27 protein-coding genes are annotated in these 25,647 nt (G+C 61.4%); 11 read left to right on the forward strand and 16 right to left on the reverse strand.

Going from position 1 to position 25,647, the window contains the following annotated elements; all coding sequences use genetic code 11:
• Nucleotides 1-18: 18 nt before the first annotated feature.
• From eno to B5M06_RS10225, 3 genes are all read right to left on the reverse strand, one after another.
• Nucleotides 19-1,305 (reverse strand): phosphopyruvate hydratase, encoded by a 1,287-nt coding sequence (gene eno, locus B5M06_RS10215; protein ID WP_054066524.1) that lies wholly within the window; start codon nucleotides 1,303-1,305, stop codon nucleotides 19-21.
• A 176-nt stretch (nucleotides 1,306-1,481) separates the two neighbouring features.
• Nucleotides 1,482-2,339 (reverse strand): 3-deoxy-8-phosphooctulonate synthase, encoded by an 858-nt coding sequence (gene kdsA / locus B5M06_RS10220; RefSeq protein ID WP_054066523.1) that lies wholly within the window; start codon nucleotides 2,337-2,339, stop codon nucleotides 1,482-1,484.
• A 154-nt stretch (nucleotides 2,340-2,493) separates the two neighbouring features.
• Nucleotides 2,494-4,155, reverse strand: a complete 1,662-nt coding sequence (locus B5M06_RS10225) for a CTP synthase (protein ID WP_054066522.1) — start codon at nucleotides 4,153-4,155, stop codon at nucleotides 2,494-2,496.
• A 152-nt stretch (nucleotides 4,156-4,307) separates the two neighbouring features.
• On the opposite strand from B5M06_RS10225, the gene coaBC reads away from it, so the two are divergent.
• Genes coaBC through B5M06_RS10245 form a run of 4 tightly spaced genes read left to right on the forward strand, consistent with a single transcriptional unit; the run spans nucleotide 4,308 to nucleotide 6,946 of the window.
• Complete coding sequence (gene coaBC, locus B5M06_RS10230) at nucleotides 4,308-5,537, forward strand: bifunctional phosphopantothenoylcysteine decarboxylase/phosphopantothenate--cysteine ligase CoaBC (RefSeq protein ID WP_054066521.1); 1,230 nt, start codon at nucleotides 4,308-4,310, stop codon at nucleotides 5,535-5,537.
• A gap of 26 nt (nucleotides 5,538-5,563) precedes the next feature.
• Entirely contained in the window at nucleotides 5,564-6,079 is a 516-nt protein-coding gene (locus B5M06_RS10235) for a hypothetical protein (protein ID WP_054066520.1), read from the forward strand.
• 38 nt (nucleotides 6,080-6,117) lie between these two features.
• A complete protein-coding gene (gene dut, locus B5M06_RS10240) occupies nucleotides 6,118-6,567 on the forward strand; it encodes a dUTP diphosphatase (RefSeq protein WP_054066554.1) in 450 nt (149 codons plus the stop codon).
• A gap of 34 nt (nucleotides 6,568-6,601) precedes the next feature.
• On the forward strand, nucleotides 6,602-6,946 hold the full coding sequence (locus B5M06_RS10245) for a zinc ribbon domain-containing protein YjdM (protein WP_054066519.1): 345 nt from the start codon (nucleotides 6,602-6,604) through the stop codon (nucleotides 6,944-6,946).
• A 125-nt stretch (nucleotides 6,947-7,071) separates the two neighbouring features.
• Here B5M06_RS10245 and B5M06_RS10250 read toward each other — a convergent pair whose 3' ends face one another.
• The 3 genes from B5M06_RS10250 to B5M06_RS10260 all read right to left on the reverse strand — a co-directional run bounded on the left by B5M06_RS10250 (nucleotide 7,072) and on the right by B5M06_RS10260 (nucleotide 9,433).
• Entirely contained in the window at nucleotides 7,072-8,406 is a 1,335-nt protein-coding gene (locus B5M06_RS10250) for an ATP-binding protein (protein WP_080025360.1), read from the reverse strand.
• An 83-nt stretch (nucleotides 8,407-8,489) separates the two neighbouring features.
• Nucleotides 8,490-9,167 (reverse strand): response regulator transcription factor, encoded by a 678-nt coding sequence (locus B5M06_RS10255; protein WP_054066517.1) that lies wholly within the window; start codon nucleotides 9,165-9,167, stop codon nucleotides 8,490-8,492.
• Nucleotides 9,167-9,433 (reverse strand): PepSY domain-containing protein, encoded by a 267-nt coding sequence (locus B5M06_RS10260; protein ID WP_114070924.1) that lies wholly within the window; start codon nucleotides 9,431-9,433, stop codon nucleotides 9,167-9,169. Before B5M06_RS10260 ends, B5M06_RS10255 begins: the two co-directional genes overlap by 1 nt.
• 232 nt (nucleotides 9,434-9,665) lie before the next feature.
• On the opposite strand from B5M06_RS10260, the gene B5M06_RS10265 reads away from it, so the two are divergent.
• Complete coding sequence (locus tag B5M06_RS10265; protein ID WP_240183904.1) at nucleotides 9,666-10,031, forward strand: PepSY domain-containing protein; 366 nt, start codon at nucleotides 9,666-9,668, stop codon at nucleotides 10,029-10,031.
• A gap of 63 nt (nucleotides 10,032-10,094) precedes the next feature.
• Complete coding sequence (locus B5M06_RS10270) at nucleotides 10,095-11,459, forward strand: ferredoxin reductase family protein (protein WP_054066515.1); 1,365 nt, start codon at nucleotides 10,095-10,097, stop codon at nucleotides 11,457-11,459.
• Nucleotides 11,460-11,598: 139 nt separating this feature from the next.
• Here the strand turns inward: B5M06_RS10270 and B5M06_RS10275 are convergent, their stop codons facing one another.
• On the reverse strand, nucleotides 11,599-12,126 hold the full coding sequence (locus B5M06_RS10275; protein WP_054066514.1) for an FKBP-type peptidyl-prolyl cis-trans isomerase: 528 nt from the start codon (nucleotides 12,124-12,126) through the stop codon (nucleotides 11,599-11,601).
• Between B5M06_RS10275 and B5M06_RS17005 the strand changes: the two genes are divergently transcribed.
• Nucleotides 12,125-12,262: a hypothetical protein gene (locus B5M06_RS17005; protein ID WP_162777417.1), complete on the forward strand. Its 138-nt coding sequence runs from the start codon at nucleotides 12,125-12,127 to the stop codon at nucleotides 12,260-12,262. The genes B5M06_RS10275 and B5M06_RS17005 overlap by 2 nt on opposite strands.
• A gap of 48 nt (nucleotides 12,263-12,310) precedes the next feature.
• On the opposite strand, the gene B5M06_RS10280 is transcribed toward B5M06_RS17005, so the two are convergent.
• From B5M06_RS10280 to B5M06_RS10295, 4 genes are all read right to left on the reverse strand, one after another.
• Nucleotides 12,311-13,861 (reverse strand): FAD-binding oxidoreductase, encoded by a 1,551-nt coding sequence (locus B5M06_RS10280; protein ID WP_054066513.1) that lies wholly within the window; start codon nucleotides 13,859-13,861, stop codon nucleotides 12,311-12,313.
• A gap of 23 nt (nucleotides 13,862-13,884) precedes the next feature.
• Nucleotides 13,885-14,382, reverse strand: coding sequence for a hypothetical protein (locus B5M06_RS10285; RefSeq protein WP_054066552.1), 498 nt, complete (start codon nucleotides 14,380-14,382; stop codon nucleotides 13,885-13,887).
• Nucleotides 14,383-14,396: 14 nt separating this feature from the next.
• Nucleotides 14,397-14,720 (reverse strand): c-type cytochrome, encoded by a 324-nt coding sequence (locus B5M06_RS10290; protein WP_054066512.1) that lies wholly within the window; start codon nucleotides 14,718-14,720, stop codon nucleotides 14,397-14,399.
• A gap of 77 nt (nucleotides 14,721-14,797) precedes the next feature.
• Nucleotides 14,798-16,249 carry an aldehyde dehydrogenase gene (locus tag B5M06_RS10295; RefSeq protein ID WP_054066511.1) on the reverse strand — a complete coding sequence of 484 codons (1,452 nt, stop codon included), beginning with the start codon at nucleotides 16,247-16,249 and terminating at the stop codon, nucleotides 14,798-14,800.
• A gap of 440 nt (nucleotides 16,250-16,689) precedes the next feature.
• On the opposite strand from B5M06_RS10295, the gene B5M06_RS10300 reads away from it, so the two are divergent.
• From B5M06_RS10300 to B5M06_RS10310, 3 genes are all read left to right on the forward strand, one after another.
• Nucleotides 16,690-17,664, forward strand: a complete 975-nt coding sequence (locus B5M06_RS10300) for a helix-turn-helix domain-containing protein (protein WP_054066510.1) — start codon at nucleotides 16,690-16,692, stop codon at nucleotides 17,662-17,664.
• A gap of 135 nt (nucleotides 17,665-17,799) precedes the next feature.
• Nucleotides 17,800-18,930 carry a cupin domain-containing protein gene (locus B5M06_RS10305; RefSeq protein WP_054066509.1) on the forward strand — a complete coding sequence of 377 codons (1,131 nt, stop codon included), beginning with the start codon at nucleotides 17,800-17,802 and terminating at the stop codon, nucleotides 18,928-18,930.
• A gap of 244 nt (nucleotides 18,931-19,174) precedes the next feature.
• A complete protein-coding gene (locus B5M06_RS10310) occupies nucleotides 19,175-19,525 on the forward strand; it encodes a hypothetical protein (RefSeq protein WP_054066508.1) in 351 nt (116 codons plus the stop codon).
• 223 nt (nucleotides 19,526-19,748) lie between these two features.
• Here the strand turns inward: B5M06_RS10310 and bamC are convergent, their stop codons facing one another.
• Nucleotides 19,749-20,861 carry an outer membrane protein assembly factor BamC gene (gene bamC / locus B5M06_RS10315; RefSeq protein WP_054066551.1) on the reverse strand — a complete coding sequence of 371 codons (1,113 nt, stop codon included), beginning with the start codon at nucleotides 20,859-20,861 and terminating at the stop codon, nucleotides 19,749-19,751.
• A 50-nt stretch (nucleotides 20,862-20,911) separates the two neighbouring features.
• Nucleotides 20,912-21,808 (reverse strand): 4-hydroxy-tetrahydrodipicolinate synthase, encoded by an 897-nt coding sequence (gene dapA / locus B5M06_RS10320; RefSeq protein WP_054066507.1) that lies wholly within the window; start codon nucleotides 21,806-21,808, stop codon nucleotides 20,912-20,914.
• 406 nt (nucleotides 21,809-22,214) lie between these two features.
• Between dapA and B5M06_RS10325 the strand changes: the two genes are divergently transcribed.
• Complete coding sequence (locus B5M06_RS10325; RefSeq protein WP_240184055.1) at nucleotides 22,215-23,423, forward strand: DUF2254 domain-containing protein; 1,209 nt, start codon at nucleotides 22,215-22,217, stop codon at nucleotides 23,421-23,423.
• On the opposite strand, the gene B5M06_RS10330 is transcribed toward B5M06_RS10325, so the two are convergent.
• Genes B5M06_RS10330 through B5M06_RS10335 form a run of 3 tightly spaced genes read right to left on the reverse strand, consistent with a single transcriptional unit; the run spans nucleotide 23,406 to nucleotide 25,396 of the window.
• The gene (locus B5M06_RS10330) at nucleotides 23,406-23,996 is read right to left on the reverse strand and encodes a class I SAM-dependent methyltransferase (RefSeq protein WP_205245367.1); all 591 of its coding nucleotides are present in this window, start codon (nucleotides 23,994-23,996) and stop codon (nucleotides 23,406-23,408) included. The genes B5M06_RS10325 and B5M06_RS10330 overlap by 18 nt on opposite strands.
• An 11-nt stretch (nucleotides 23,997-24,007) precedes the next feature.
• A complete protein-coding gene (locus B5M06_RS17010; RefSeq protein ID WP_162777416.1) occupies nucleotides 24,008-24,169 on the reverse strand; it encodes a hypothetical protein in 162 nt (53 codons plus the stop codon).
• Nucleotides 24,170-24,199: 30 nt separating this feature from the next.
• On the reverse strand, nucleotides 24,200-25,396 hold the full coding sequence (locus B5M06_RS10335; protein ID WP_054066549.1) for an MFS transporter: 1,197 nt from the start codon (nucleotides 25,394-25,396) through the stop codon (nucleotides 24,200-24,202).
• Between the last annotated feature and the right edge of the window lie 251 nt (nucleotides 25,397-25,647).

The raw sequence follows: 25,647 nt of genomic DNA on the forward strand, positions 1-25,647 counted from the left end.
CAGGCGCGAGCCTAGAGATTAACGCAGGTTATAGAAAGCGTCACGGCCGGGGTAAACCGCCACGTCGCCCAGATCTTCTTCGATGCGCAGCAGCTGGTTGTACTTGGCGATACGGTCAGAGCGGCTCATGGAGCCGGTCTTGATTTGACCAGCATTCAGGCCCACGGCGATGTCAGCAATCGTGCTGTCTTCGGTTTCACCCGAACGGTGCGAGATCACGGCGGTGTAGCCAGCGCGCTTGGCCATTTCGATGGCGGCGAAGGTTTCGGTCAGGGTGCCGATCTGGTTGATCTTGATCAGGATGGAGTTGGCGATGCCCTTGTCGATGCCTTCCTTCAGGATCTTGGTGTTGGTCACGAACAGGTCGTCACCCACCAGCTGCACCTTCTTGCCCAGACGCTCGGTCAGTACCTTCCAGCCTTCCCAGTCGCCTTCGGCCATGCCGTCTTCGATGGAGATGATGGGGTACTTGTCGCACCAGCCGGCCAGCATGTCGGTCCACTGGGTGGCGTTCAGGGTCATATTGCCTTCGCCAGCCAGCACATACATGCCGTCCTTGTAGAACTCGCTGGAAGCGCAGTCCAGGCCCAGAGCGATGTCTTCACCGGCCTTGTAGCCTGCAGCGGTGATGGCTTCGATGATCAGCTGAATCGCAGCTTCGTGGTTTTCCACGGAAGGGGCGAAGCCACCTTCGTCACCCACGGCGGTGGACATGCCACGGTCGTTGATGATCTTCTTCAGGGCGTGGAACACTTCTGCGCCCCAGCGCACGGCTTCGCGGAAAGTAGGTGCACCCACGGGGATGATCATGAATTCCTGCAGGTCCAGCGAGTTGTTCGCGTGGGCTCCGCCGTTGATCACGTTCATCATGGGCACGGGCAGTTGCACGCCGCCCATGCCACCGAAGTAGCGGTACAGGGGCAGGCCGGCTTCTTCTGCAGCGGCGCGGGCCACGGCCATGGACACGGCCAGCATGGCGTTGGCGCCCAGGCGGCTCTTGTTGTCCGTGCCATCCAGGTCAATCATGGTCTTGTCCAGGAAGGCTTGCTCTGCGGCGTCCAGACCGACCACGGCCTGTGCGATTTCGCTGTTGATGTGCTCCACGGCCTTGAGCACGCCCTTGCCCAGGTAGCGGCTCTTGTCGCCGTCACGCAGTTCGATTGCTTCGCGCGAGCCGGTCGATGCGCCGCTGGGTACCGCTGCGCGGCCCATCACGCCAGATTCCAGCAGCACATCACATTCCACTGTGGGGTTGCCACGGCTGTCCAGAACTTCACGTCCTACGATGTCAACGATTGCACTCATGGGTTTTCCTCTTCAGGTTTTTTACAAACTGGGTGCTGCGCAGGCTGGATGTTGTTGTTGCTCGGCGCCTGGCATGCAGAAATCGGGTCGGTACATGTGAAAAAAGCACGTTCCACGGAGCGTGCTTTTTCGCGTTGGCTAATTCACGTATCGTGCGGTGCGCATCTTACGCAAACTCAGGCCGAAAAGTTGTTTTCGAGGAAACCGTTGCGCTTGGTCACGTCGTCCAGCGCCACCAAAGTCTCCAGCAAGGCCTTCATGTGCTTCAGGGGCACAGCGTTGGGGCCGTCGGAGAGGGCATTGCATGGGTCGGGGTGGGTTTCCATGAACAGGCCTGCCACGCCCACGGCCACAGCGGCGCGGGACAGGACAGGCACCATCTCGCGCATGCCGCCACTGGATGTGCCATTGCCGCCAGGCAACTGTACGCTGTGGGTGGCATCAAACACCACGGGGGCGCCGGTTTCGCGCATGATGGCCAGCGAGCGCATGTCGCTCACCAGATTGTTGTAGCCAAAGCTGGCACCGCGCTCGCACGCCATGAAGCTGTCTTCAGGCAGGCCCACTTCCTTGGCAGCAGCGCGTGCCTTGTCGATGACATTCTTCATGTCATGCGGCGCCAGGAACTGGCCCTTCTTGATGTTCACGGGCTTGCCGGACTGCGCTACGGCGCGGATGAAGTCCGTCTGGCGGCACAGGAAGGCGGGGGTCTGCAGCACGTCGACGACGGCGGCCACATGGGGCACTTCGGCTTCGGTGTGGACGTCCGTCAGCACGGGCACGCCAATTTCCTTGCGTACCTTGGCCAGAATTTCCAGGCCTTTTTCCATGCCGGGGCCACGAAAGCTCGTGCCCGAAGAGCGGTTGGCCTTGTCGAAGCTGCTCTTGAAAATCAAGTTGATGCCCAGCCCGGACGTGATTTCCTTGAGCTGGCCAGCCACGTCCATCTGCAGTTGTTCAGACTCGACCACGCATGGGCCAGCAATCAGGAAGAAGCGCTTGTCCAGACCGATGTCAAAGCCGCAGAGTTTCATGGCAGTGTTCCTTGTGTGCATGTCTACATGCTTCAAAAACCAAAGCTGCTAGCGCTGGTGATTCAAAGACTTCACATGCATTTGATGCTGAAGTCGTGAATTATCAAGCGCTGGCAGCTCCTTTTTTTAAAGACGCGTTTCCGTTATCAGGAAATTACGCCTTTTTACCGCCCTTGGCGTGGTTGTCCATGGCCGCCTTGATGAAGGCGTTGAACAGGGGGTGGCCATTCCAGGGCGTGGACTTGAACTCGGGGTGGAATTGCACACCGATGTACCAGGGGTGAACTTCCTTGGGCAGTTCCACGATTTCGGTCAGCTGCTCGCGCTGTGTCAGCGCAGAGATCACCAGACCGGCTTCGCGCAGCTTGTCCAGATACTGCACGTTAGCTTCGTAGCGGTGGCGGTGGCGCTCGGTCACCACGTCGCCGTAGATGCTGTGTGCCAGTGTGCCGGGCTGCACGTCGGAAGACTGCGCGCCCAGACGCATGGTGCCACCCAGGTCGGAGTTGGCGTCACGGGTCTTGATGGTGCCGTCTTCGTCCTTCCACTCGGTGATCAGGGCGATCACGGGGTTGGGCGTGTTGGGGTCAAACTCGGTGGAGTTCGCGCCTTCCAGACCAGCCTTGTGGCGTGCGTACTCGATGGTAGCCACTTGCATACCCAGGCAGATGCCCAGATAAGGCACCTTGTTTTCACGGGCGTACTTGGCCGTGGAGATCTTGCCTTCCACACCACGCGAACCAAAGCCGCCGGGCACCAGGATGGCGTCGTACTTGGACAGCTGCTGCTTGGCGTTGGCGTCGGTGATGGTTTCGGAGTCCACGTGGGTGATCTTCACGCGCACATGGTTGCGCAGACCGGCGTGCTTCAAGGCCTCGTTCACGGACTTGTAGGCGTCGGACAGCTCCACGTACTTGCCGACCATGGCCACTTGCACTTCGCCTTGTGGGTGCTCGGTCTCGTAGACCAGGTCGTCCCAGCGCTTCAGGTTGGCGGGCGCGGTGTTCAGGCGCAGCTTGTCGCAGATCAGGCCGTCCAGACCCTGCTCGTGCAGCATGCGGGGCACCTTGTAGATGGTGTCCACGTCCCACATGGAGATCACGCCCCATTCAGCCACATTGGTGAACAGCGAGATCTTGCTCTTTTCTTCCTCAGGCACGGCGTACTGTGCGCGGCACAGCAGCGCATCGGGCTGGATGCCGATTTCGCGCAGCTTCTGCACGGTGTGCTGGGTAGGCTTGGTCTTGAGCTCGCCTGCGGTTGCAATATAGGGCAGGTAGCTCAGGTGCACGAAGGCCGCGTTGTTGGGGCCCATCTTCAATGCCAGCTGGCGGATCGCTTCCAGGAACGGCAGCGATTCGATATCGCCCACAGTGCCGCCCACTTCGCAGATCGCTACGTCCACGGCGTCATCAGTGCCGATGCCAGCGCCGCGCTTGACGTATTCCTGGATTTCGTTGGTGATGTGGGGGATGACCTGCACGGTCTTGCCCAGATAGTCACCACGGCGTTCCTTTTCCAGCACAGACTGGTAGATACGACCGGTCGTGAAGTTGTTGGATTGCTTCATGCGCGTTTCGATGAAACGCTCATAGTGACCCAGGTCCAGGTCCGTCTCGGCGCCGTCGTCCGTCACAAACACTTCGCCGTGCTGGAAGGGGGACATCGTGCCGGGGTCCACATTGATATAGGGATCCAGCTTGATGAGGGTGACTTTGAGGCCGCGCGATTCGAGCAGCGCAGCAAGGGAGGCTGAGGCGATTCCCTTGCCCAGGGAAGACACCACACCGCCTGTGACGAAGACGAATTTGGTCATGTCTTGTGTTTTTATGGTGGTGGTAAAGCGAGATTATAGGTTCCGCCGGACAAAGGCCGTGGCGCGCTAGGTCAATCGACCTTGGGCATATCGCTGGTTATGCAGCATGCGTATTGACAGTTGCAGCGCGCCGCCTCTGCTACATTCGGCCCATGCAAGAACTCGCTGGCAAACACATTGTTCTGGGCCTCTCCGGGGGCGTTGCTTGTTACAAAAGTGCACATCTGTGCCGCCTGCTGACCAAGGCAGGTGCCACCGTGCAGGTGGTGATGACGGAAGCTGCCGAGCAGTTCATCACCCCTGTGACCATGCAGGCACTCTCGGGCCGCACGGTCTACATCTCGCAGTGGGATGACCGCGAGGGCAACAACATGCCCCACATCAATCTGAGCCGTGAGGCAGACGCCATCGTCATCGCGCCCTGCAGCGCAGACTTTGTGGCCAAGCTGGCCCAGGGCCGGGCCGATGAGCTGCTCAGCCTGATGTGCATTGCGCGCCCCATCGAGCGCGTGCCCCTGCTGCTGGCACCCGCCATGAACCGCGAGATGTGGGCCCACCCCGCCACCCAGCGCAATTTTGCCCAGGCGGCCGCCGATGGCGCCCATGTGCTTGGCGTGGGCGTGGGGGAACAGGCCTGCGGGGAAACAGGTGACGGCCGCATGCTTGAGCCGGAAGAGCTGATCGAAGACATTGCCGCTTTTTTTGCCCCCAAGGTGCTGGCCGGGCAAAAGCTGCTGATCACTGCTGGCCCCACCTTTGAAGCCATTGACCCGGTGCGCGGCATTACCAACCTCTCCAGCGGCAAGATGGGTTTTGCCATTGCAGCGGCGGCCAAGGCGGCCGGTGCAGAGGTGACGCTGGTTGCTGGCCCCGTGCATCTGCCCACGCCACGTGGCGTGCAGCGCATCAATGTGAAGTCTGCTCTGCAGATGCTGGACGCCGTGCAGGCCCATGTCGGTCACGCCTCTATCTTTATTGCGACCGCGGCTGTGGCCGACTGGCGACCTGCCAGTGCCGCAGACCAGAAGATCAAGAAAGACGGCTCGGGCGAAGTGCCTGCGCTGGCTTTTGTGGAGAACCCAGACATTCTGGCCACCGTGGCCAAGAACGAGCGTGCCCAGCGTGGCGAGCTGTACTGTGTTGGCTTTGCAGCGGAAAGCCATGACTTGCTGCAGCACGCCACAGCAAAACGTGTGCGCAAGGGTGTACCTTTGCTTGTAGGCAATATCGGGCCAGCGACTTTCGGGCAGGATGACAATGCATTGCTGCTGGTCGATGCCAGCGGCCACCGTGAACTGCCCCGCGCCAGCAAGACCGAACTGGGCCGCCAGCTGGTGGCAGAACTGGCACGACGACTGCCGACTGCACAGACCAAGGCCTGAATCACATCAAGAAGTGGAGGGAAGCAATGGCGCTACTGCCTAAAAATCACCATCGCAAGACCCGCCTGTTTGCGCCTTCCCGTCCCAATTACAGCGACTTCAACAGCCCGCCGGATGGCGACTATGTGCGCTATGTCGAAGATCTGATGGCCTGGGCCGAGCATGAGCAGCAACGCCAGCGCCTGCGTGCGCTGGGTGAAAAGTCTGCCCTGCAGTCTTCCGAGCAGGAGTGGGGCCGCACGCCCGCCGCACCAGCCCTCAAGCCTTCCAGCACAGCAGTGCCCACCACCGAGCCCGGCAGCGTGGAAGGTGCTGTGGCGCGCTTTCAGCGCAAGGCCCAGCAGTTGCAGCAGAAAGCCCAGGCCCAGGGTACATCCAAGGGCAAGCCGCAGGCCAGCTCGCTGGGCTGGGTGCTACTGATTCCCATGCTGGTGGTGGCTGGCATTTTTGCGCCCGACCTGCTGCCCGTGGTCATTGTGCTGTGGGTGGTGTTCAGCGTGATTCAGAGCGTGCGCAAGGCTTCTCAGTCCAATAAGCGCTGAGCCAGCGCCTTGCCGATTACCCCTTACCATTGCTGCCCATGCAAGTAGATATCAAGATTCTGGACGCGCGCCTGCGCGACAACATGCCTTCCTACGCAACCCCTGGCAGCGCTGGATTGGATTTGCGTGCCTGTATTGATGCGCCTGTGACGCTGGAGCCCGGTCAGTGGCAGCTGATTCCCACAGGCATGGCCATGTACCTCAAAGACCCCGGCTATGCCGCCATGATCCTGCCGCGCTCCGGCATGGGCCACAAGCACGGCATTGTGCTGGGCAATCTGGTGGGCCTGATTGATTCGGACTACCAGGGCCAGCTCATGGTCAGCGCCTGGAACCGCTCGCAGACCGCGTTCACGCTGCAGCCCATGGACCGACTGGCACAGCTGGTGATCGTGCCCGTGGTGCAGCCCAGCTTCAACGTGGTGGACGAGTTTGAAGCACCTTCCGAACGCGGTGAAGGTGGCTACGGCTCCACCGGCAAGCAGTAATTTTTCACCCCATTTATAAAAAAGGACGAGATCAATGAGCCATAGCTTGCCGCCATGCCCCGCCTGCGCTTCTACGCTGACCTATGAGGATGGCGATTTGCTGATCTGCCCTGAGTGCGGGCATGAGTGGTCTGCCGCCGCTGCTGCCGAGCAGGACGATGATGCGCTGGTGGTCAAGGATGCCAACGGCAATCTGCTGCAGGACGGCGACACGGTCACCGTGATCAAGGACCTGAAGATCAAGGGCGCCTCTTCCGTGGTGAAGGTGGGCACCAAGGTCAAGAACATTCGTCTGGTGGGGGGTGACCACAACATCGACTGCAAGATCGATGGCGTGGGTGCCATGAAGCTCAAGTCGGAGTTTGTGCGCAAGGCCTGATGTCTGCCAGTGCCACACAGGCACTGTATTTTTCCTGTTCCTGTATTTGTAGCTTCTTGCGCTGAATAGGCAAGGGTTTCATGGCGAAAGTTATGTGAAACCCTTGTTTTTCAAGCGCTAGCAGCTCATTTTTTTGGATTAACGGATTCTGATGCCAGCGGCAGCAGCAGCTCCAGCCGCAAGCCGCCCAGTGGCGAGGGCAGCGCCTGCACGCTGCCGCCGTAGGTGTGGGCCAGCTCCTGCACGATGTGCAGCCCCAGGCCGCTGCCGGGGCGGTTTTCATCGAGCCGCTGGCCGCGCTCAAAAATCTGGCGGCGTTGCTGGGCATCGGCAATTCCGGGGCCATCGTCATCAATGCAGATCTGCAGCTGCTCCTGCAGAGGCTGCACGCTGATGCTGACCTGCTGGTGCGCCCATTTGCCCGCGTTGTCCAGCAGATTGCCCAGCATTTCGAACAGGTCCTGCTCTTCACCCTTGAAGGCCAGCTGCGAGGCGTCGTTCTCCTGCGCAAAGTCGATATGCGGATACAGCCGCGCCATGGTGCGCAGCAGGGCCTGCAGGGGCTGCTGCACCGGTGTGCGCAGGCCGGTCGCACGCACGGCGGCGGCTGCGCGTGCGCGGGCGAGGTGGTAGTCCACCTGACGCTGGGCGGTGGCGACTTGTTCGCGCACCAGCAGGGCCAGGGGTGAATCCTCCTGCGCTGCCGCATTGCCCAGAATGCTCAGGGGCGTGTGTACGGCATGGGCGAGATTACCCGCCTGGGTGCGCGCGCGCTGCACGATGTCTGCATTGGCGCGCAGCACGTGGTTGAACTCGCTGACCAGTGGTTGCAGCTCATGAGGAAAGGGCCCGTCCAGCTGGGTGGCCTCACCGGTGCGCACTGTGCCCAGCTGCTGGCGCAGCAGCTGCAGGGGGCGCAGGGCTAGCTGCAGCTGTACCACCACGGCCAGCACCAGCCCTGCAGCCAGCAGGCCCAGGGCGATCAGCAGCATGTGCGTAAAGCGCTGCAGGGGCTCGGCCAGCAGTTCCTGGTCGGCAGCCACGGTCAGGCGCAGCAGCGGGGCATTGGCTTCGGGCAGCTGCAGGGTGCGGCTGACGGCCAGCAGCGTATGGCCCTGCAGGGCATGCAGATGCAGTACGGCGTAGCCCTGGGGCTGGCTTTGCCGGGCGCTGTGGGCGGGCAGCTCCAGCACCTGGTCCCAGAGGGAGCGCGAGCGCTCCACGCCGAGCTTGGGTGCTGCGTCCGCAGGCAGTTCATCGACCTGCCAGTACAGCCCGGACAGCGGTGTGGCAAAGCGCGAATCGCTAGCAATGGGCTGCACTTCAATGGTTTGCTCAGGGCTCAGATTGACGGCGGCACTGAGCTGGTTGAGCTGATGCACCAGCTGGTTCTGCAGCTGCTGGGCAATGTGTTTTTCAAACAGATCACGCAGGCCCCAGCCAGCGACGGCAATGGCCATGGCAATCCAGATCAGCGTGCTCAGCAGCAGGCGCAGCCGCAGGGAGCCGTGGCGCAGGGACAGGGGCGTGGGCCAGTGCAGCTTCACGCGCTGGCCTCGCTGTCGCTGGCCTGCAGGCGGTAGCCCAGGCCGCGTACGGTTTCTATGCAGCCGGGCGGCAGCTTCTTGCGCAGGCGACCCACAAAGACTTCGATGGTGTTGGAGTCGCGTTCGCTGTCGCCGGGGTACAGGTGCTCCGACAGCTCGGTGCGTGAGAGCACTTCGCCGGGGCGCTGCATGAGCAGGGACAAAATCTTGTACTCATGGCTGGTCAGCAGCAGCGGCATGCCGTGGACCGAGACCGTCGCCTGGCGCGTGTCCAGCAAGATGGGGCCGCACTGCCACTGCGCGCTGTGGTGGGGCGACAGACGCCGCAGCAGGGCGCGCAGCCGGGCCAGCAGCTCTTCCATGTGAAAAGGCTTGGTCAGGTAGTCGTCTGCCCCTGCGTCCATGCCTGTGACTTTTTCGTGCCAGGCATTGCGCGCCGTCAGAATCAGCACCGGCATGTTGCGCCCGTGGGCCCGCCAGTGGCGCAGCACGCTCAGGCCATCGACCACGGGCAGGCCCAGGTCCAGCACCACGGCGTCAAAGTCTTCTTCCTGGCCCATGTAGCGGCCTGTGGCGCCGTCGCTTGCCACCTCCACCGTATGGCCTGCTGCAGCAATGGCCTGCTGCAGTTGCTGCGACAGCAGGGGCTCATCTTCCACTACCAGAATGCGCATCAGTCACGTCCTTTTCTGCGAATGCGCAGCACGCGCCCATCGACGGCATCCACCTTGAGCTTGCTGACCTCGCCATTGGGGTGCAGCAGGCGCAACTCATAGATGAAGCGGCCATCGTCGTGTTCAAACTCAATCTTGATGACCTGGCCGTTGTGTTCACGCTCGACCTGGTCCAGCACGGTGCGCAGCGGCAGCACCTTGCCCTGCTGCAGTGCCTGGCGTGCCAGTTCATGGTCGCTTTCGTCGGAATAGGCGGGCGGCAGCATCAGCGCAGCACCGGCAGCCAGTGCGCCGATCAGGGTCAGACTGCGCAGACCGCTGCGCCATGTGAGAGCAAGCATGTAGTGGCCTCCTTCAGACAGACATTCTGACGTTATAGCGGATGGCAGATGAATGCCAGATGAACACGCGCTTCAGACTGCGTTCAGGCGTGGTTTTGAACAATGCAGTCAGGTCAGCAAGGGGCTGATCACCAAGCATTCAACAAGGAGTACCACCATGAACCACATCCGCAACGCATTCACCGTTTCCAAGGCACGCAACTGGGCTGCTGCTGCATTGTTTGCAGGCATGGCTGCTGGTGCCATGGCCCAGACACAGCCTGCAGCGCCTGCTGCCGCTCCCGCCGTCACAGCCGCACCTGCAGCAGCAGCAGCCCAGCCTGGCCGTATGTACTACGGGCCTGCGCTGACGATTCGCCAGATCTATGACCAGCTCGATGCCGCAGGCTACCGTGATCTGCGTGAAATTGAATGGTCCGATGGCCGCTATGAAGTCAAGGGTCGCAATGCACAGGGCGCACGCGTCAAGCTGGAGCTCGATGGCAACACTGGCGCTATCCTGCGCGAGCGCATCAAGCGCTAAGACGCGGTGCGCTGGCGCACCCAAAGGCAGTTCATTTCAGACATAAAAACAGGGAGGTTAGACATGCAAGTTCGTATCGCCTGGGGTATCTGGTGGCTGGGGCTGACCCTGGCCTGGGCTGCCGCCGCCGCGCCGTGGCAGGGCATGGCAGCGGCCAGTGAGCCTGCTTTCTGGTGGCAGTTGCGCCAGCATGCGCTGTATCTGAGCGGTATCTGGAGCATTGGCATGATGAGTCTGGTGATGCTGCTTTCGCTGCGCCAGCGCTGGATGGAGCGGCCGCTGGGCGGTATGGATCAGGTCTATCGCCTGCACAAATGGGCAGGGATTGCAGCGGCGGTGGCTGCAGTGCTGCACTGGGGGGCCAAGGAGTCCAGCGGTCTGATCAAGGGCATGGTGGGCACGGCAGGGCGTGTACCGCGCGAAGCCGTACTCAGCTGGGCCACAGACTGGCGTGGCACGGCCAAGGACCTGGGTGAGTGGGCGTTTTACGCCCTGCTCATCATGGTGGTGCTCACGCTGTGGCAGCGCCTGCTGCCGTATCGCCCCTGGCGCAAGCTGCACCGCGTCATGCCTGCGCTGTATCTGCTGCTGGCATTCCACACCCTGGCGCTGACGCCGCTCACCTTCTGGCAAGCCCCGCTGGGCATGGTGATGGCAGCGCTGCTGCTGGTAGGCAGTGTGGCTGCGCTGTGGTCACTGGCTGGGCGCATCGGGCGTGGCCGCAACCGCTATGCCGCGCAAGTGCATGAAGCACGTGTGCTGGGTGGCGCTGCTGGACAGGCTCCGCTGGAAGTGCTGTGTGCCATGCCCAAGAACTGGCCAGGGCACCGTGCCGGGCAGTTTGTGTTCGCCAGCTTTGAAGGCGCAGAAGGCCCGCATCCCTTCACGATTGCCAGTGCGCCCGAAGGCTGCGGTCGCACGGCCGATGGCAAGGAACTGCTGCGTCTGGTGATCAAGCCGCTGGGTGACTACACCCGCCGTCTGCCCAGTTTGCTGCAGCCAGGGCAGGCGGTGCAGATCGAAGGCCCTTATGGCTGTTTTGATGCGCAGGGTGGCGCAGCACGCACCCAGGTCTGGGTGGCTGGTGGCGTGGGCATTACCCCGTTTCTGGCGCTGCTGCAGGCACGCCAGCCCGGTGTGGCAGGCAGGGATGGCCTGCAGCCTGCGCATCTGCACTACTGCACGCGCAATGCCGCGCAGGATGTCTTGCTACCCCAGCTACAGGCTTTGTGCGAAGCGGCACAGCCCAGCGTGCGCCTGCAGGTGCATGATGCGGCGCAGGGCGAGTATCTGACGCCCGAGCATCTTGCCCAGTACGGTGCGCAGCTGGACATCTGGCTGTGTGGGCCTGCGGGCCTGGGCAAGGCCATGCGCCAGGCGCAGCAGCGCGGCTGGCGTATTCACCAGGAAGCCTTTCAGATGCGTTAAGACCTGTCAGCACTGACCTGGTTGCTTAAGAAAAAAGAGCTGCCAGCGCTTGATAAATCTATGTTTCCACATAAAAGCTATGTGAAAACAAAGAAATATCAGCGCTGGCAGCTCTTATTTTTGTTGAAATCTATACGGCTTAGTGCAGCGTAGGTGTGCTGGGCGCTTCGGGGGGCAGAATGCGGAAAAAGCCTGTGCCTGCAGTGCCACGGCCGACTTCTTCCTCGGTGGCTTCACGCACGGCTTCCACCTTCAGCTCAATGCGCAGCGCAATGCCGGACAGCGGGTGGTTGCCGTCCAGCACCACGTGCTCGGGGTAGATCTCGGTCACGGTGTACAGCGCGTCCTTGGGTGCTTCGGGATTGCATCCGGGGGGCAGGCTGTAGCCTTCGAAGGTCATGCCTTCTTCGATTTCTGCGGGGAACAGTTCGCGCTTTTCCAGAAAGATGAGCTGGTCGTTGTAGTCGCCAAAGGCGTCTTCAGGCTCCAGGTGCAGCTGCAGCGTGTCGCCCACCTTGTGGCCCTGCAGTGCTTCTTCAATACGCTTGAGCAGATCGTCACCACCGACGAGGAATTCAACGGGTGTGTCCAGAACGTCCAGTTCTTCACCCAGGGTGTCCTTGAGGGTCCAGGTCAGTGCAACGACGCATTGAGAGGTAATTTCCATGAAAGTGCAGCCTTGTGCGGACGGTGCCGCGAGGAAAAAAGAAAAGACCGCGCAGGGGCGGATCACTGCGGCTGATTTTCCCACGACTGCCAAGCTGGGGCTGCAGAGCCGGGCATTGGCAAGAACAGCACCATAAAAAACGCCACCCGCAGAGGGTGGCGTGGTGTTTCAGCGTGCGCGGCGCTCAGATATCAATGCCGCACTTGCCGGGGGCCAGAATGCCGTTGGGGTCCAGCGCGCGCTTGATCTTGCGTTCCACTTCGCGCTTGACGGGGCCGTAGCTCTGGGCCACGCGCTCCTGGAAGGCGGTGTTGACGCGATAGACGGCGTAGCCGTGTTCTTCAAAAACATCCAGCAGCTCGTTGAAGCAGGCGTTGGCACGCTTGGTTTCTTCTTCGTTGCTGCGGTCGTACAGCACGTCAATGACGTGGTGCATGTCGCGCCAGCCGACGATGAACTCGCCCACATAGTCAAAGCCGTACTTGTTCAGAATGTCCTTGGCCAGGGTCTTTTGCTTGTCGCACTCGCTGCCGCGTGCCTGCGACACAGGGGCGAACCACATCGAGCCACCGCCCCCACGCCAGTTGTACAGACCAAACTCCTGCAGGTTGGGCACGCCGGACATGAGCTGGGCGCGGTACTTGAAGGGCTGGGTGTCACCCGCTTCTTCCTGGGTGATGAGGCGACCCTTGCCGAGCTTCTTGAGCGCATCGGTGACGATCTTCCAGTTCACATCCACCTGCTCCTGCGTGCCGTACAGCGCGGCATACACGTTCCAAGCGCCCAGGTGCTTGTCCTTCTGGATCTGCTTGAGGATGGCTTCGGGCGTAGCGCCGGGTTCGGTGGTGTAGTCTGAGCGGCGGGTGTTGCAGGTCGAGGCTTCCCACAGCAGGCCAGCAATCACCACCGAGTTGGGGATGATCTGGGCAATGCGCAGGGGGCGGATGAATTCAACGATCTCGTTGATGTCGCTGTCTTCGTCGAACTGGATTTCAAAAGGCTTGAAGACCGGGGGCTTGGGCATGAGCCAGAAACCCATCTTGGTGCAGATACCGTAGTTCGACTGGGTGAACATGCCGTCCAGTGTCGGGCCATAGCCCCACTTGAAGACCTGCCAGGAGTTCTCGCCCTTGACGCCACCCATGCCGGTGCGCAGCACATCGCCATTGGCCATCACCACTTCCATGCCGCACTGCATCATGAAGTGCTCGCCATAGGGGGTATAGCCCACGCCACGGTCCATGGTGTTGCCCAGCGGGCCTGCAATGGCCGAAGGGGCGGAGAAGGACAGCATCAGCGGGATGTTGTTGTCCTGCAGGTAGTCATACAGCTGCTGGTAGGTCACGCCGGGCTCGACCAGTGCTGTGCACAGCTCGGGATCGATGTGCAGGATCTTGTTCATCTTGCGCAGATCCAGAATGATCTGGCCGCGCTGCACGGGAGCCGCAGAGCCGTAGCCAAAGTTGCGGCCGGTGGAAATGGTCCACACGGGCACCTTGAACTCGTTGCAGATCTTCACGACCTGCTGCACCTGCTCCACGGTGGTGGCCGTCACCACGGCAGAAGGCACGTGCTCTTCGGTCGGCACGGCCATCATGATCTTGGAGTAGGGGCGAACCAGGTCTTCCTGGATCATGACGTTGTCTTCGCCCAGCGTCGCCTTGAACTTGGCGATGGCGGCGTCGAAGGTGTTCTCGCTCATGCCCTCGGGCAAGGCCATGTATTTGCTAGTCATACGCGGTGTTTCCTAGTATGGGTTTAGATCAGGCAGCGCAGGGCCACGCGGGATTCGTGGCCGGGCTGTGCAGGAGCAGCGTGGCTCTGGCCGCTGACCAGGGTCTGGCCCAGCTGCTGCGCCCAGCCTGTGGCATCGGCGGCAATGCGGTGGTGCTCTTCAGACAGCACGCGGCCACCGGCGGAGCGCACCAAGTCCAGCACCAGGGTGGCGCTGGCGTCATCGAGCAGGCCGACGAGCAGCGTGTCCTGCTGGTCATGGAGCATGGTGTGCAGCTGCTGGAAGCTGGCACTGTCAAAGCCCAGCAGCTGGCTGTGCTGTACACGGGCTGCCACAGACTGCGCGCCCTGCACAAAGGCGGCTTCCAGTGCGTGACCATGTGTGGCCGAGGTAATGGCCAGCACTTCCTGGCCTGCTGCTGCGGCAGGCTTGCCGGTACTGGCCTGTGCCAGGCCCATGCCGGTCAGGGCAAAGCCCGCGGCGGTCAGGGTCTGCAGAAAGGCACGACGGTTGGTATGCATCATGGCTTCCTCGTTCAGCGCAGCTTGGCTGGATCTTCGGTGAATGGCAGCTTGGTTTGCGACAGGTATTCGCCCAGGCTTTGCAGCGTGGCGTCGTCAATGTCGGTCACGCGAAACGCTGGCATGGCGTTGAAGCCGTTGCGCGCAATGGCGGCGAAATACTCGGGCGGCAGGCCACGGCCTTTCAGATTGGGGCCTACGCCAGCTTCGTGGCACTTGGCGCAGATCTTCTCGTAGTAGCGGTGGCCGGATGTGATGTTCTGTGGGTCTGCGGCAAAAGCGGGTGCAGTCAGCCCGGACAGCAGGGTCACTGCTGCCAGATGGATGCGGAACTTCAAAGGGATTCTCCTGGGATGCGGTGTGTCGGGCAGCCATGTGGCGGTGGCTGCCCGGCGCTGGAGGTCAGAGAAAAAACTCAGAAGGGGTACTGACGGGGGGTGGTCTGCATGGTGATCCAGCGCGTTTCGGTGAACGCGTTGATACCTTGCTGGCCGCCAAAGTGACCATAACCCGAAGCCTTGACACCGCCGAAAGGCATTTGTGCCTCGTCGTGCACGGTGGGGCCGTTGATGTGGCAGATGCCGCTGTCGATGCGGGCCGCCACGCGCCAGCCGCGTGCGGTGTCGCGGGTGAACACGGCAGACGACAGGCCAAACTCGTTGTTGTTGGCCACGGCAATGGCTTCTTCTTCGCTGTTCACACGCACGATGCCCTTGACGGGGCCGAAGGTCTCTTCGTGGAAGATGCGCATCTCGGGCGTCACATGGTCCAGCAGCGTAGCGGGCATCAGCGTGTTTTCGGCCTTGCCACCGCACACCAGCTTGGCACCCTTGGCCAGCGCGTCATCAATCATGGCGTTGCAGCGCTCCACGGTGGCCATATCGACCACGGAGCCCAGCACCACAGGACCCTTGCGGGGGTCGCCCAGAGGCAGCGACTGTGCGCGTGCTGCCAGCTTGGCAATGAATGCATCAGCGACCTTGTTGTCCACCACAAAGCGCTCGGTAGACATGCAGATCTGGCCAGAGTTGGCAAAGGCACCAAAGGTGGCTCCGGCCACGGCGGCGTCCAGATCGGCGTCGTCCAGCACGATGAAGGGGGCCTTGCCGCCCAGCTCCAGCAGCGCAGGCTTGAGGTGCTTGGCGCAGGTCTGGCCAATGATCTTGCCCACACGGGTAGAGCCCGTGAAGCTGATGCGGCGCACCGCAGGGTGGGCAACGATGGCTTCCACAATCGCGCCAGCGTCGGCGGGGGCGTTGGTCACAAAGTTCACCACGCCTTCGGGCAGGCCTGCTTCCTGCAGGGCTTCAATGATCAGGCCGTGGGTGGCAGGGCACAGCTCGGAGCCCTTCAGAATCACGGTGTTGCCGCAGGCCAGTGCGGTGGAGATGGAGCGCACCGCCAGAATCACGGGGGCATTCCAGGGGGCAATGCCCAGCACCACACCGGCGGGCTGGCGCACGGCCATGGCTACGCTGCCGGGCACGTCGGAAGGAATGATCTCGCCATTGATCTGCGTGGTCAGCGAAGCCGCTTCCAGCAGCATGCTGGCCGACAGGTGCACGTTGAAGCCTGCCCAGATGCCGGATGCGCCAGTCTCGGCGGCCATGGCAGCGGCAATGGCATCACCCTTGGCTTCCAGCGCCTGCGAGGCCTTCATCAGCATCTGGCGGCGGGCGTTGGGGCCCATTTGCGACCAGATGGGGAACGCAGCGGCGGCGGCGTCACAGGCGTGGATGGCATCTTCCACCGTGGCAGCAGGTGCGCGGGTGGCAATGCTGCCGTCCAGGGGGTTGAGGCGGTCAAAGGTGGCTGCATTGCTGGCGTTGACGGACTGGCCGCCAATCAGCATTTTTTGCTCGATCATGGAGCACTCCTTGATGTAGTTCGACGTAAGAGTGTGTTGCCGGTGACATGCAGCAACACCAAACAGTGACACAGGCACGGTCAGGCAGATGCCTGGCGTGCTGTTCACGACAGATCAACTCGGGGCTATGCGAAGTCTGTACTGCTGCATATCTTTGTCTCCTGTGCCTTGTGGGTGCGCTGCATCTTTGTGCAGATGGCATGGTGCAATCCTAGAACGCTGCACCATCTTGGGACTGCGCGAATGCGCACAATTTGTTTGACGGTTTGTGCAGATATATTCGGGTTTTCCCTTGATGTGCCGCAAAAGTCTGACGTTTTGTCATCTTGTACGTGTAAGGGGGAAATTTTTCATAATCTGGGTCAATGCAGCCGGCAGTCGGTTGTATTAAGTGCACTGAATGGGTGCGCAGCACCTTTAGGCAAGGAGACAGTTTTCCCATGAAGCAAGGCTTTGCGCTCAGCACCGATGGCATGAATGGCCGTGAAGCTGCGCAGGCGTGGCATGACTGGATGGCCATGCTGTTCGCTGGCATCGACAGCGATATCTACGGCGACACCAGCTTTGAAGGCCGGGTGCGCGTAGAGCATGCGGGAGATGTGGTCATGACCAAGCTGGAGGCTGCGCGCCACCGGGTCATGTGCACGGTGCAAAGCGTCCAGGGGCAGGGCGCGGATTACCTGAAGATCGTCGCTCCCTGGCAGGGCATTGCCAATGTGCAGCAAGGTGACTGCAAGGCCAGCGCCCGCAGCGGCAGCTGGGTGATCTATGACACCTCCCTGCCTTATGAAGTAGCCAGTCCGGAGTGGTCGGAATACCTGGTGGTCATGCTGCCCAAGCAGAGCATTGTGGAGCGTGGCCTGCGGCTCGATGGCCTGATGGGGCGCAATATTGGTGGCTGCAGCGGCATTGCCCGCATTGCGCTGGAGACCATGCGCAGCACCTACCAGGAGCTGCCTGCCATGACGCCTGCGGTGGCCCTGCGTGCCGGGGAGCTGCTGCTGGACATGGTGCATCTGTCTCTGCAGGAGCTGGCAGGCCAAAGCACGGCCATGACGCAGCAGCTGGCACTCAAGGACCGTATCCGAGCCTATGTGATGGCGCATCTGCGCGACCCTTCGCTGTCCGTAGAAAGCGTGGCCCAAGCGCTCAACTGCAGCAAGCGCCACCTGCACAATGCCTTTGCCGATGAGCCCGTCAGCGTGGGCGGCTTCATCCAGCAAAACCGTCTGGAGCTGTGCATGCGCGAGCTGCTCTCGCCACAGCTCAAGCACTACTCGATTGCCGATGTGGCGCAGTACTGCGGCTTTGGCAGCAGCGCGCATTTCAGCCGCGCCTTCAAGACTTATACCGGCATGTCGCCCAGCGAATTTCGCGCTATCCGCGTGCAGGCTGATACGGCGCTGCAGCGCTGAGCAGGACTTCCTGCGCGCTGTGCGTGTGCGCGGGGAAGCCAGCGCATATTCTGTGGTTGAGCTGTGGTGCATCAAGCCGCCTCAGCGCTGGCATAAGACAATGGTGGCTGGTTTATAGATTTTTCCCCTCACACCATGGACATCAAAGCCCCTCTGACATTGCTTGGCGGTATTTCGCCTGAGAAATTCATGCGTACTTACTGGCACAAGAAGCCTTTGCTGATTCGTCAGGCAATTCCCGGGTTCAAGCCAATTCTCAGCCGCGCCGAACTGCTGGCGCTGGCCGGTGAGGAAGGTGTGGAATCGCGCCTGATTCAGCAGCTGGGTGAGGGGCAGTGGAAGCTCTCGCACGGCCCCTTCTCGCGTCGCAGCTTTCCTTCGCTGACCAAGCAGGGCTGGACGGCACTGGTCCAGGGCGTGGACCTGCACAACGAAGCAGCACACGCGCTGCTGCAGCAGTTCCGTTTTGTGCCTGATGCGCGCATGGATGATCTGATGATCAGCTTCGCCACCGACCAGGGCGGCGTGGGCCCCCACTTTGACAACTACGACGTATTCCTGCTGCAGGCCCATGGCAAGCGCCGCTGGCGCATTGGCCGACAGAAAGACTTTTCGCTGCAGCCTGATGTGCCGCTGAAGATTCTGACCCATTTCGAACCTGAGGAAGAGTTCGTGCTCGAGCCCGGCGACATGCTGTACCTGCCACCCAAGTGGGCGCACGATGGCATTGCTGAGGGTGGCGAGTGCATGACGTACTCCATTGGCTTTCGCTCGCCCAAGCAGGACGAGATGGCGCGCGAGATCTTCCTGCGCATGTCCGATGCGCCCGATGAGTGCCCCAAGGACGTGGTCTACAAGGACCCCAAGCAGTCTGCTGTCGCCAACCCTGGCCAGATTCCAGAAGGCCTGTACGCATTTGCGCGTGAAGCTCTGCAAAAGGCACTGGCCGAGCCTCTGGCGCTGGAGCGTGCGCTGGGTGAGTACATGACTGACCCCAAGCCCAATGTCTGGTTTGAACCTGCAGACGGCTACGCCATGATTGAAGGTGTGCGTCTGAACCGCCGCACCCGCATGATGTATGACGCCAAGCACATCTTCATCAATGGCGAGAGCTACCTGGCCGGTGGCAAGGACGCCAAGCTCATGCAAAAGCTGGCCGACACCCGCGTGCTGACACGCCGTGAAGTGCAGCAGTTCAGCGACGACGCGCTGGAGCTGCTGTCCGAGTGGGTGGATGCAGGCTGGGCCGAAAGCGTGAACGACTAACACTGGCACGCGTCACGCTGCACATCAGCCATGTGCAGCGTGGTGTTGCTTGCAGGGAGTACCTCCGGGCATCACAAACGGTTACAAAAACTGTAGCAAATGCCTGTCAACGGAGTTCTGAGAGCAGGCGTTAAGGTGGGGAAGTCTGCGAAGTTGTGATCGAGCTGATCGCCGCGCAGAGGGCAGATAGGTCACGCAATAGCGTGGAACTGCATAACTTTTTTCTACCCATCGAGGTTTAACTATGAAGAACGCTTTTATCCTGGCTACCGTTATCGCTTCTGCTGCTCTGGTTGCTTGCGGAAAAAAGGAAGAAGCTCCTGTAGCGCCTGCTCAAGCTCCTGCCGTGGAAGCACCCGCTCCTGCCGCTGAAGCACCTGTGGCACCCGCTGTGGACCGCGCTGCTGAAGCTGCTGGTCAGGCTGCCGAGCAAGCCGCTGACAAGCTGGAGCAAGCTGCTGAAGCTGTGAAGGAAGACGCTCAGCAAGCTGCTGAAGCCGCCAAGGAAGCTGCTGACAAGGCTGTAGACGCTGCCAAGGAGCAGGCTGACAAGGCTGCCGAAGCTGCCAAGTCTGCGATCGAAGCCACCAAGTAATCATTCCCTGCAACACCCGGCATTCACTGCCGGAGGTGATGTACACAAAGACCCGCTTGCATGCACATGCAGCGGGTTTTGTTTTATCTGCTGTCTGTGGGGCCAGGTCTGGCGCAGTGCATGGTGTGGCGCAGCTGCTTCATGTCGCCAGCGCCCGAGGCATAAAAAAACCGCTCACCCGGCTGGGGAGCGGTTTTTGGTTGGCCAGCAGGCCTGAAGCGCTTTACTTCAGGTCGTCTGCAATCACGCGCACGATGCGCTGTGCGGCCTGCGTAGTTTCGGGCTGGCCCTTGGCGTCGAGCACGGTGACCTGGGTCTGCTCGCCGCTGCTGCGCACGGCAATCTGGTACTGGCTGGGCTTGTTCTCAGGCTTGCTGCTGAACAGGCCGCTGAACCAGCCCTTCTTCTTTTCTTCCGTATCAGGGTTGGGTGCCACGTAGCGCACGTAGTACAGGCCCTTGGAGCGGTCGCGGTCTTCCACGGTGAAGCCGGTACGGTCCAGTGCCACGCCCACGCGGCGCCATGCACGGTCAAAAGGCTCTTCCAGTTCCACGGCTGGCTGGCCGTTGATGGTCGCAATCTTGGCGGAGGGGGCGGCCTGCACGGCCGTGGCCTTGTCGGCTGCCACCAGTGCGCGGGACTGCTCTTCGCTCGTGCCCAGCTTGATCATCAGGCGGCGCAGGAATTCGGTTTCCAGCTCAGGGTCAGCATCGCGAGGCTGCCAGACGGTGGAGTCCTTGTTGCTGTTGCTGTAGACCTCTTCCATGCCACGGTGGGTGATGAAGATTTCGGTCTTGCCGTCAGGGCGGCGCTCCAGACGGGTGCGGAAGCGGTCGCGCTCGCTGGTGGAGTAGAGCGAGTCAAACAGCTTGCCGATGGTCGAGCGGATGATGTCCTGAGGCAGCTTGGCACGGTTTTCCGCCCAGTCGGTCTCGATGATGCCCAGGTCAGGCTTTTCCTGTGACAGGTTGAAGCCGTGGTCAATCCAGAACTCGCGGGTGGGTTCCCACAGCTGGTCGGCAGGGCGGTTGACCACCAGCCAGCGCTTGTTGCCGTCGCGCATGATTTCCACGTCACCCACCTTCAGGGGCGCTGCGCGCTCCACGACAGGCACCTGGTTCTGCTGGCCAGCGGCCAGCGCCACGGCAGAGACCGAGCGGTCAGGTGCTGCCGTGTAGCGGGTGTCGCGGGTCAGCTGTGTCAGATCTGGAGGTACTTCCAGCGTGCTGGCCTTCTTGGCGCTCTTGTAGTCGATCTTGCTCTCTTCAATCACAGAGCAGGCAGACAGTGCAACAGCCAAGCCGATCAGGCTTAAGCGGGCGGTAGTTGTGGTCACTTTCACGCGGAAATTCCTCGGGTGATACAAGACAAATAAAGCAATGCGGATTAAATCAGACCAGCATTACGCAGCGCGGTTTCTACCACAGGCTGGTTGGCTGCCGACAATTCTGTCATGGGCAGACGCAGCGTACCGCCACAGTGGCCCATGCGTGCCACGGCCCATTTCACTGGGATGGGGTTGGACTCCACGAACAGGTGCTTGTGCAAAGGCATCAGCTTGAACTGGATTTCCATGGCGCGCTGGATGTTGCCAGCCAGGGCAGCGGCGCACAGCTCGCTCATCAGGCGGGGAGCTACGTTGGCGGTTACGGACACATTGCCGTGGCCGCCGCACAGCATCAGCGCCACAGCGGTGGGGTCATCACCGGAGTACACGCCAAAGCCCTGAGGCACATCGCGGATCAGCCATTGTGCACGTTCGATATTGCCGGTGGCTTCCTTGATACCGAAGATGGAATCAATCTGTGCCAGACGCAGCACGGTGTCGTGCTGCATGTCTGCGCCGGAGCGGCCGGGCACGTTGTAGAGCATCATGGGCAGATCGCCGACGGCTTCAGCAATGGCCTTGAAGTGCTGGTACTGGCCTTCCTGCGTAGGCTTGTTGTAGTAGGGCACTACCTGCAGCTGGCTGTCGGCACCAACGCTCTTGGCAAACTTGGCCAGCTCAATGGCTTCGTGGGTGCTGTTGGCACCGCAGCCGGCCATCACGGGCACGCGGCCTGCAGCCTGTTCAACGGCCACGCGAATGATTTCGCAGTGCTCTTCTACGTTCACGGTGGGCGATTCGCCTGTAGTGCCCACGACGCCAATGCAGTTGGTGCCCTCTGCGACATGCCAGTCGATCAGTTTGCGCAGGCTCGGGTAGTCGACGCTACCGTCCTCATGCATGGGGGTGACAAGGGCAACGATGCTGCCTTTCAAGGCGACTGTAGATGTGGTCATGACCGCGAGAGAAAACGGGAAAAGGGCATTCTAACGATTGCGCCAGCATGCAATGCAAGCAATGTATTCGCGTTGACCCTAGGCAACACGGATTTGCGCAAACTTTGCAGACAGTCACTCAAAAAAAATGAGCTGTCAGCGCTGTTTATACAAGCAATTGCGATCTATTTATATGTGAAATGCTTTCAAATAAAGCGCTGAATGCTCTTATTTTTATGAGGATGCGCCTTGGCTGTCTGTCTGCGCTGATAGGCAATGCTGCCTTGTCTGACATCGTGTAACCCAAGGATGCGGCATACACAAGTCTTCACAAGGAGACGGTGTATGAGCGTGAATAAATGGTGGTGGCAACTGTCAGGTTGGCCGCAGACTGTGGGCGCGCACCACACTGATTGGCTTGCTGGGGGTGCTCACGGCATTGCTGGCTGCGGTGGTGGAGATCTGGATTCCCTGGGAGCTGCCGGGCTTTGTAGATGTGGCAGCCATTGAAAGTCTGCTGACCATCATTGCCTCCAGCATGCTGGCTGTGACCACGTTTTCGCTGGGTGTCATGACCTCGGCCTACGGCTCTGCCACCAGCAACGTCACACCGCGCGCCACCAAGCTGCTGATGGAAGACCCCATCACCCAGACGGTGCTGGCCAGCTTTATTGGCTCATTCATCTTCAGCGTGGTGGGCATGATCGTGCTGCGCTTTGGTGCCTATGGCGAACGTGGGCGCGTGGTGCTGTTCATCGTCACGATTGCCGTGATTGCCCTGATCGTGGTCAACCTGCTGCGCTGGATTGACTACCTCACCCGCTTCGGGCGCATGGGGGAGACGATGGGCCGCGTCGAAGACGCCACCCGCACCGCGCTGCAGCAGTGCCTGGCGCAGCCCTATCTGGGCGGGCAGTGCTGGCCGTTTCCGCAGCACCCGCCGCAGGCAGGTATTGCGATTGCTGCAGAGCAGGTGGGCTATGTGCAGCACATCGACATGCCCGCGCTGGCGCAGGCTGCCAAGGAGGCAGGAGGGACGATCTACATGGGAGCCACACCGGGCAGGCATGTGTTTGTGGACTCACCGCTGGCGTGGCTGGTGTGCAGTGCACAGACATCGCCCGAAGTGCTGGAAGCGGCTTTGTCCGCCATACGTGCCAGCTTCAGCGTAGGCAATGAGCGCAATTTTGAGCAGGACCCGCGTTTTGGCCTGGCGGTGATGTGTGAGATCGCCTCGCGGGCACTCTCTCCTGCCACCAATGACCCGGGCACGGCGCTGGACGTGATTGCGCGCAGCACCCGGCTGCTCAGTGTCTGGGCGCAGGGGCTGCGTGAGCGCGAGGCGCAGGAAATTGCTGCTGACTACCCGGAGATCTTCGTGCCCCCGCTGCGCAGCGCAGACCTGTTCGATGACGCCTTCATGCTCATGGCACGCGATGGCGCAGGGCTGGTGGAAATTCAGCTGCGCCTGCAAAAGTCACTGGCGGCGCTAGGGCGCATTGGCCATGGCGAATTCCGGCAAGCCGCGCGCGAACAGGCTGAACTGGCGCTGGCGCGTGCCGATGTGGCCATGGCACTGGAGCACGACAAGCAGCGCCTGCATGCCCTGGTGCAGGAGTTAAGGCAGCAAAGCTGAGGGCGCAGCCGCCGCGTCTTTGACGGCTGCAATGCGCTGCACGACGCGCTCTGGGCTGTGGCGCAGGCCGTGCTCATAGACCACCACCTGCCAGCCGCTGCACACCTGCAGCAGCTCGCCGGGGGCCAGCAGAAAGTCTGGGCGCGAGGGCTTGCCGTAGGCGGCATTGCCCTGGCCAAAGGTTTCATAGATCAGCAGGCCACCATCGCGCACGCTGCCCAGCACCTGGGGCCACAGCGGCCGCCACAGGTAGTTGGTCACCACCACGGCATCAAACTGCTGGCCGGGCAGGGGCCAGGGGCCGTTTTCAATATCCGCTTCAATGGCGCGCACGCTGGCAGGCAGCTGTGCCAGGGCTTGCGGATTGCGGTCAATACCGGTGACATGGTGGCCCAGTGCCGCCAGAAAGCTGGCATGGCGGCCATTGCCGCAGGCCACGTCCAGCACCTGTGCGCCTGCAGGCAGCAGATGGGCAAAGCGCTGCACCCATTCAGAAGGGGCAGAAAGTGCAGACAGTGCAGAAGGTGCGGTCGCAGGCGTGCTGCCCTGCGGCAAAGCAATAGAACAAGTCATGGGGTGTGGGGTCAGAAGCAGGCCCAGACCTGGTCTGCCAGCGTCAGCATGAAGTCGGGCTGCAGGTACATGGCAAATACGGCCAGCAGGGCCAGGCAGACCACCACCCAGATCACGCCGCGCAGCCACGCGGGCAGTCTGGGCATGGAGGAGGGGGGAGAGGTGGTGGACATGCCTGTTATTGTGACAGCAGTGGCTGCAGCTTACGCCGCCGTTGCTGCCTGACGCTGCAGTGGCGCTTCACGCACGGGCAGGTTGACGAGGGCGGCAAATACGCCCAGCGCAATCGACAGATACCAGACCATGTCGTAATTGCCATTGATGTCATACAGATAGCCGCCCAGCCACACGCCCATGAAGCTGCCAATCTGGTGGCTGCAGAACACAAAGCCACCCAGCATGGACAGGTGTTGCACGCCAAAGATCTGTGCAATCGTGGCGTTCGTCAGCGGCACGGTAGACAGCCACAGAAAACCCATGGCTGCGGTGAACAGGTAGACCGACCAGTCCGACAGCGGAGTCAGCAGGAACAGCACCGTGACTACCGAGCGCATGCCGTAGATGCCTGCCAGCACATAGCGCTTGCGCATAGGGTACTTCTGGCCCAGATTGCCCGCCAGATAGGTGCCAAAGATATTGAACAGCCCCACCAGCGCCAGCCCCACGCTGGCCACATGGGGCGACATGCCAAAGTCCTTGAGGTAGCTGGGCATGTGCACACCAATAAACATCACCTGAAAGCCGCAGACAAAGTAGCCCGCCGTCAGCAGCACAAAGCTGGGGTTGGTCCATGCCTCCTTGAAGGCCTGCAGGGTGGACTGCTGGCGCTGCACGGGTTTGCCTGAGGCAAAGCCCGGCTCACGCAGGCCAAAGGCCAGTACGGCAATGATGAGGGCCATCACCGCCAGAATCATCAGCGCATTGCTCCAGCCAAAGGCGCTGATCAGGCCGCCCTCTACCGGCACCATGAAGAACTGGCCAAATGAGCCCGCCGCCGCCGTCACCCCCATGGCCCAGCTGCGCCGCTCCGGGGGAATCTGCCGCCCCAGCACACCATAGACCACGGCGTAGGTCGTGCCTGCCTGGGCCATGCCAATCATCAGCCCGGCAAACAGCGCAAACAGCAGCGTGGTGGGGGCCAGCGCCATGCCCACCAGCCCCAGTGCGTAGAGGATGGCTCCGCCAATGAGCACTTTGAAGGCCCCCATGCGGTCGGCAATCATGCCGATGAAAATGCCAAAAATGCCCCAGGACAGGTTCTGGATGGCAATGGCCAGCGAGAAGCTCTCACGCGTCCAGCCCATGTCCTGCGTAATGGGCTGCAGCCACAGGCCGAAGCCGTGGCGAATGCCCATGGACAGGGTGACGACCATGCCGCCGCACAGCAGCACCTGCAGCATGGGCAGGCGTTGCGGCGTCGTTTGTTGTGTATGGTTTTGCATGACAGCAATGTAGCGAAATGCGTTTGCAAAAGCTGCAACCTGCGCGATATGCATTGCACAAAGCTGCCATCGAATGGCACGATGGACGTTTTCAGACCCGTTCACCCCCGCCGCCATCCGGTGCAGCCATGCCCGCCTGTGGGCCTGTTCAGCTGGCATGCGGCATGGGCGTGAGCGGTGCCCATGCGGGGCCATGTGCCCTATTGCAG

Origin of the sequence: Comamonas kerstersii, assembly GCF_002056725.1 — a bacterium.
GTDB lineage: Bacteria > Pseudomonadota > Gammaproteobacteria > Burkholderiales > Burkholderiaceae_C > Comamonas > Comamonas kerstersii.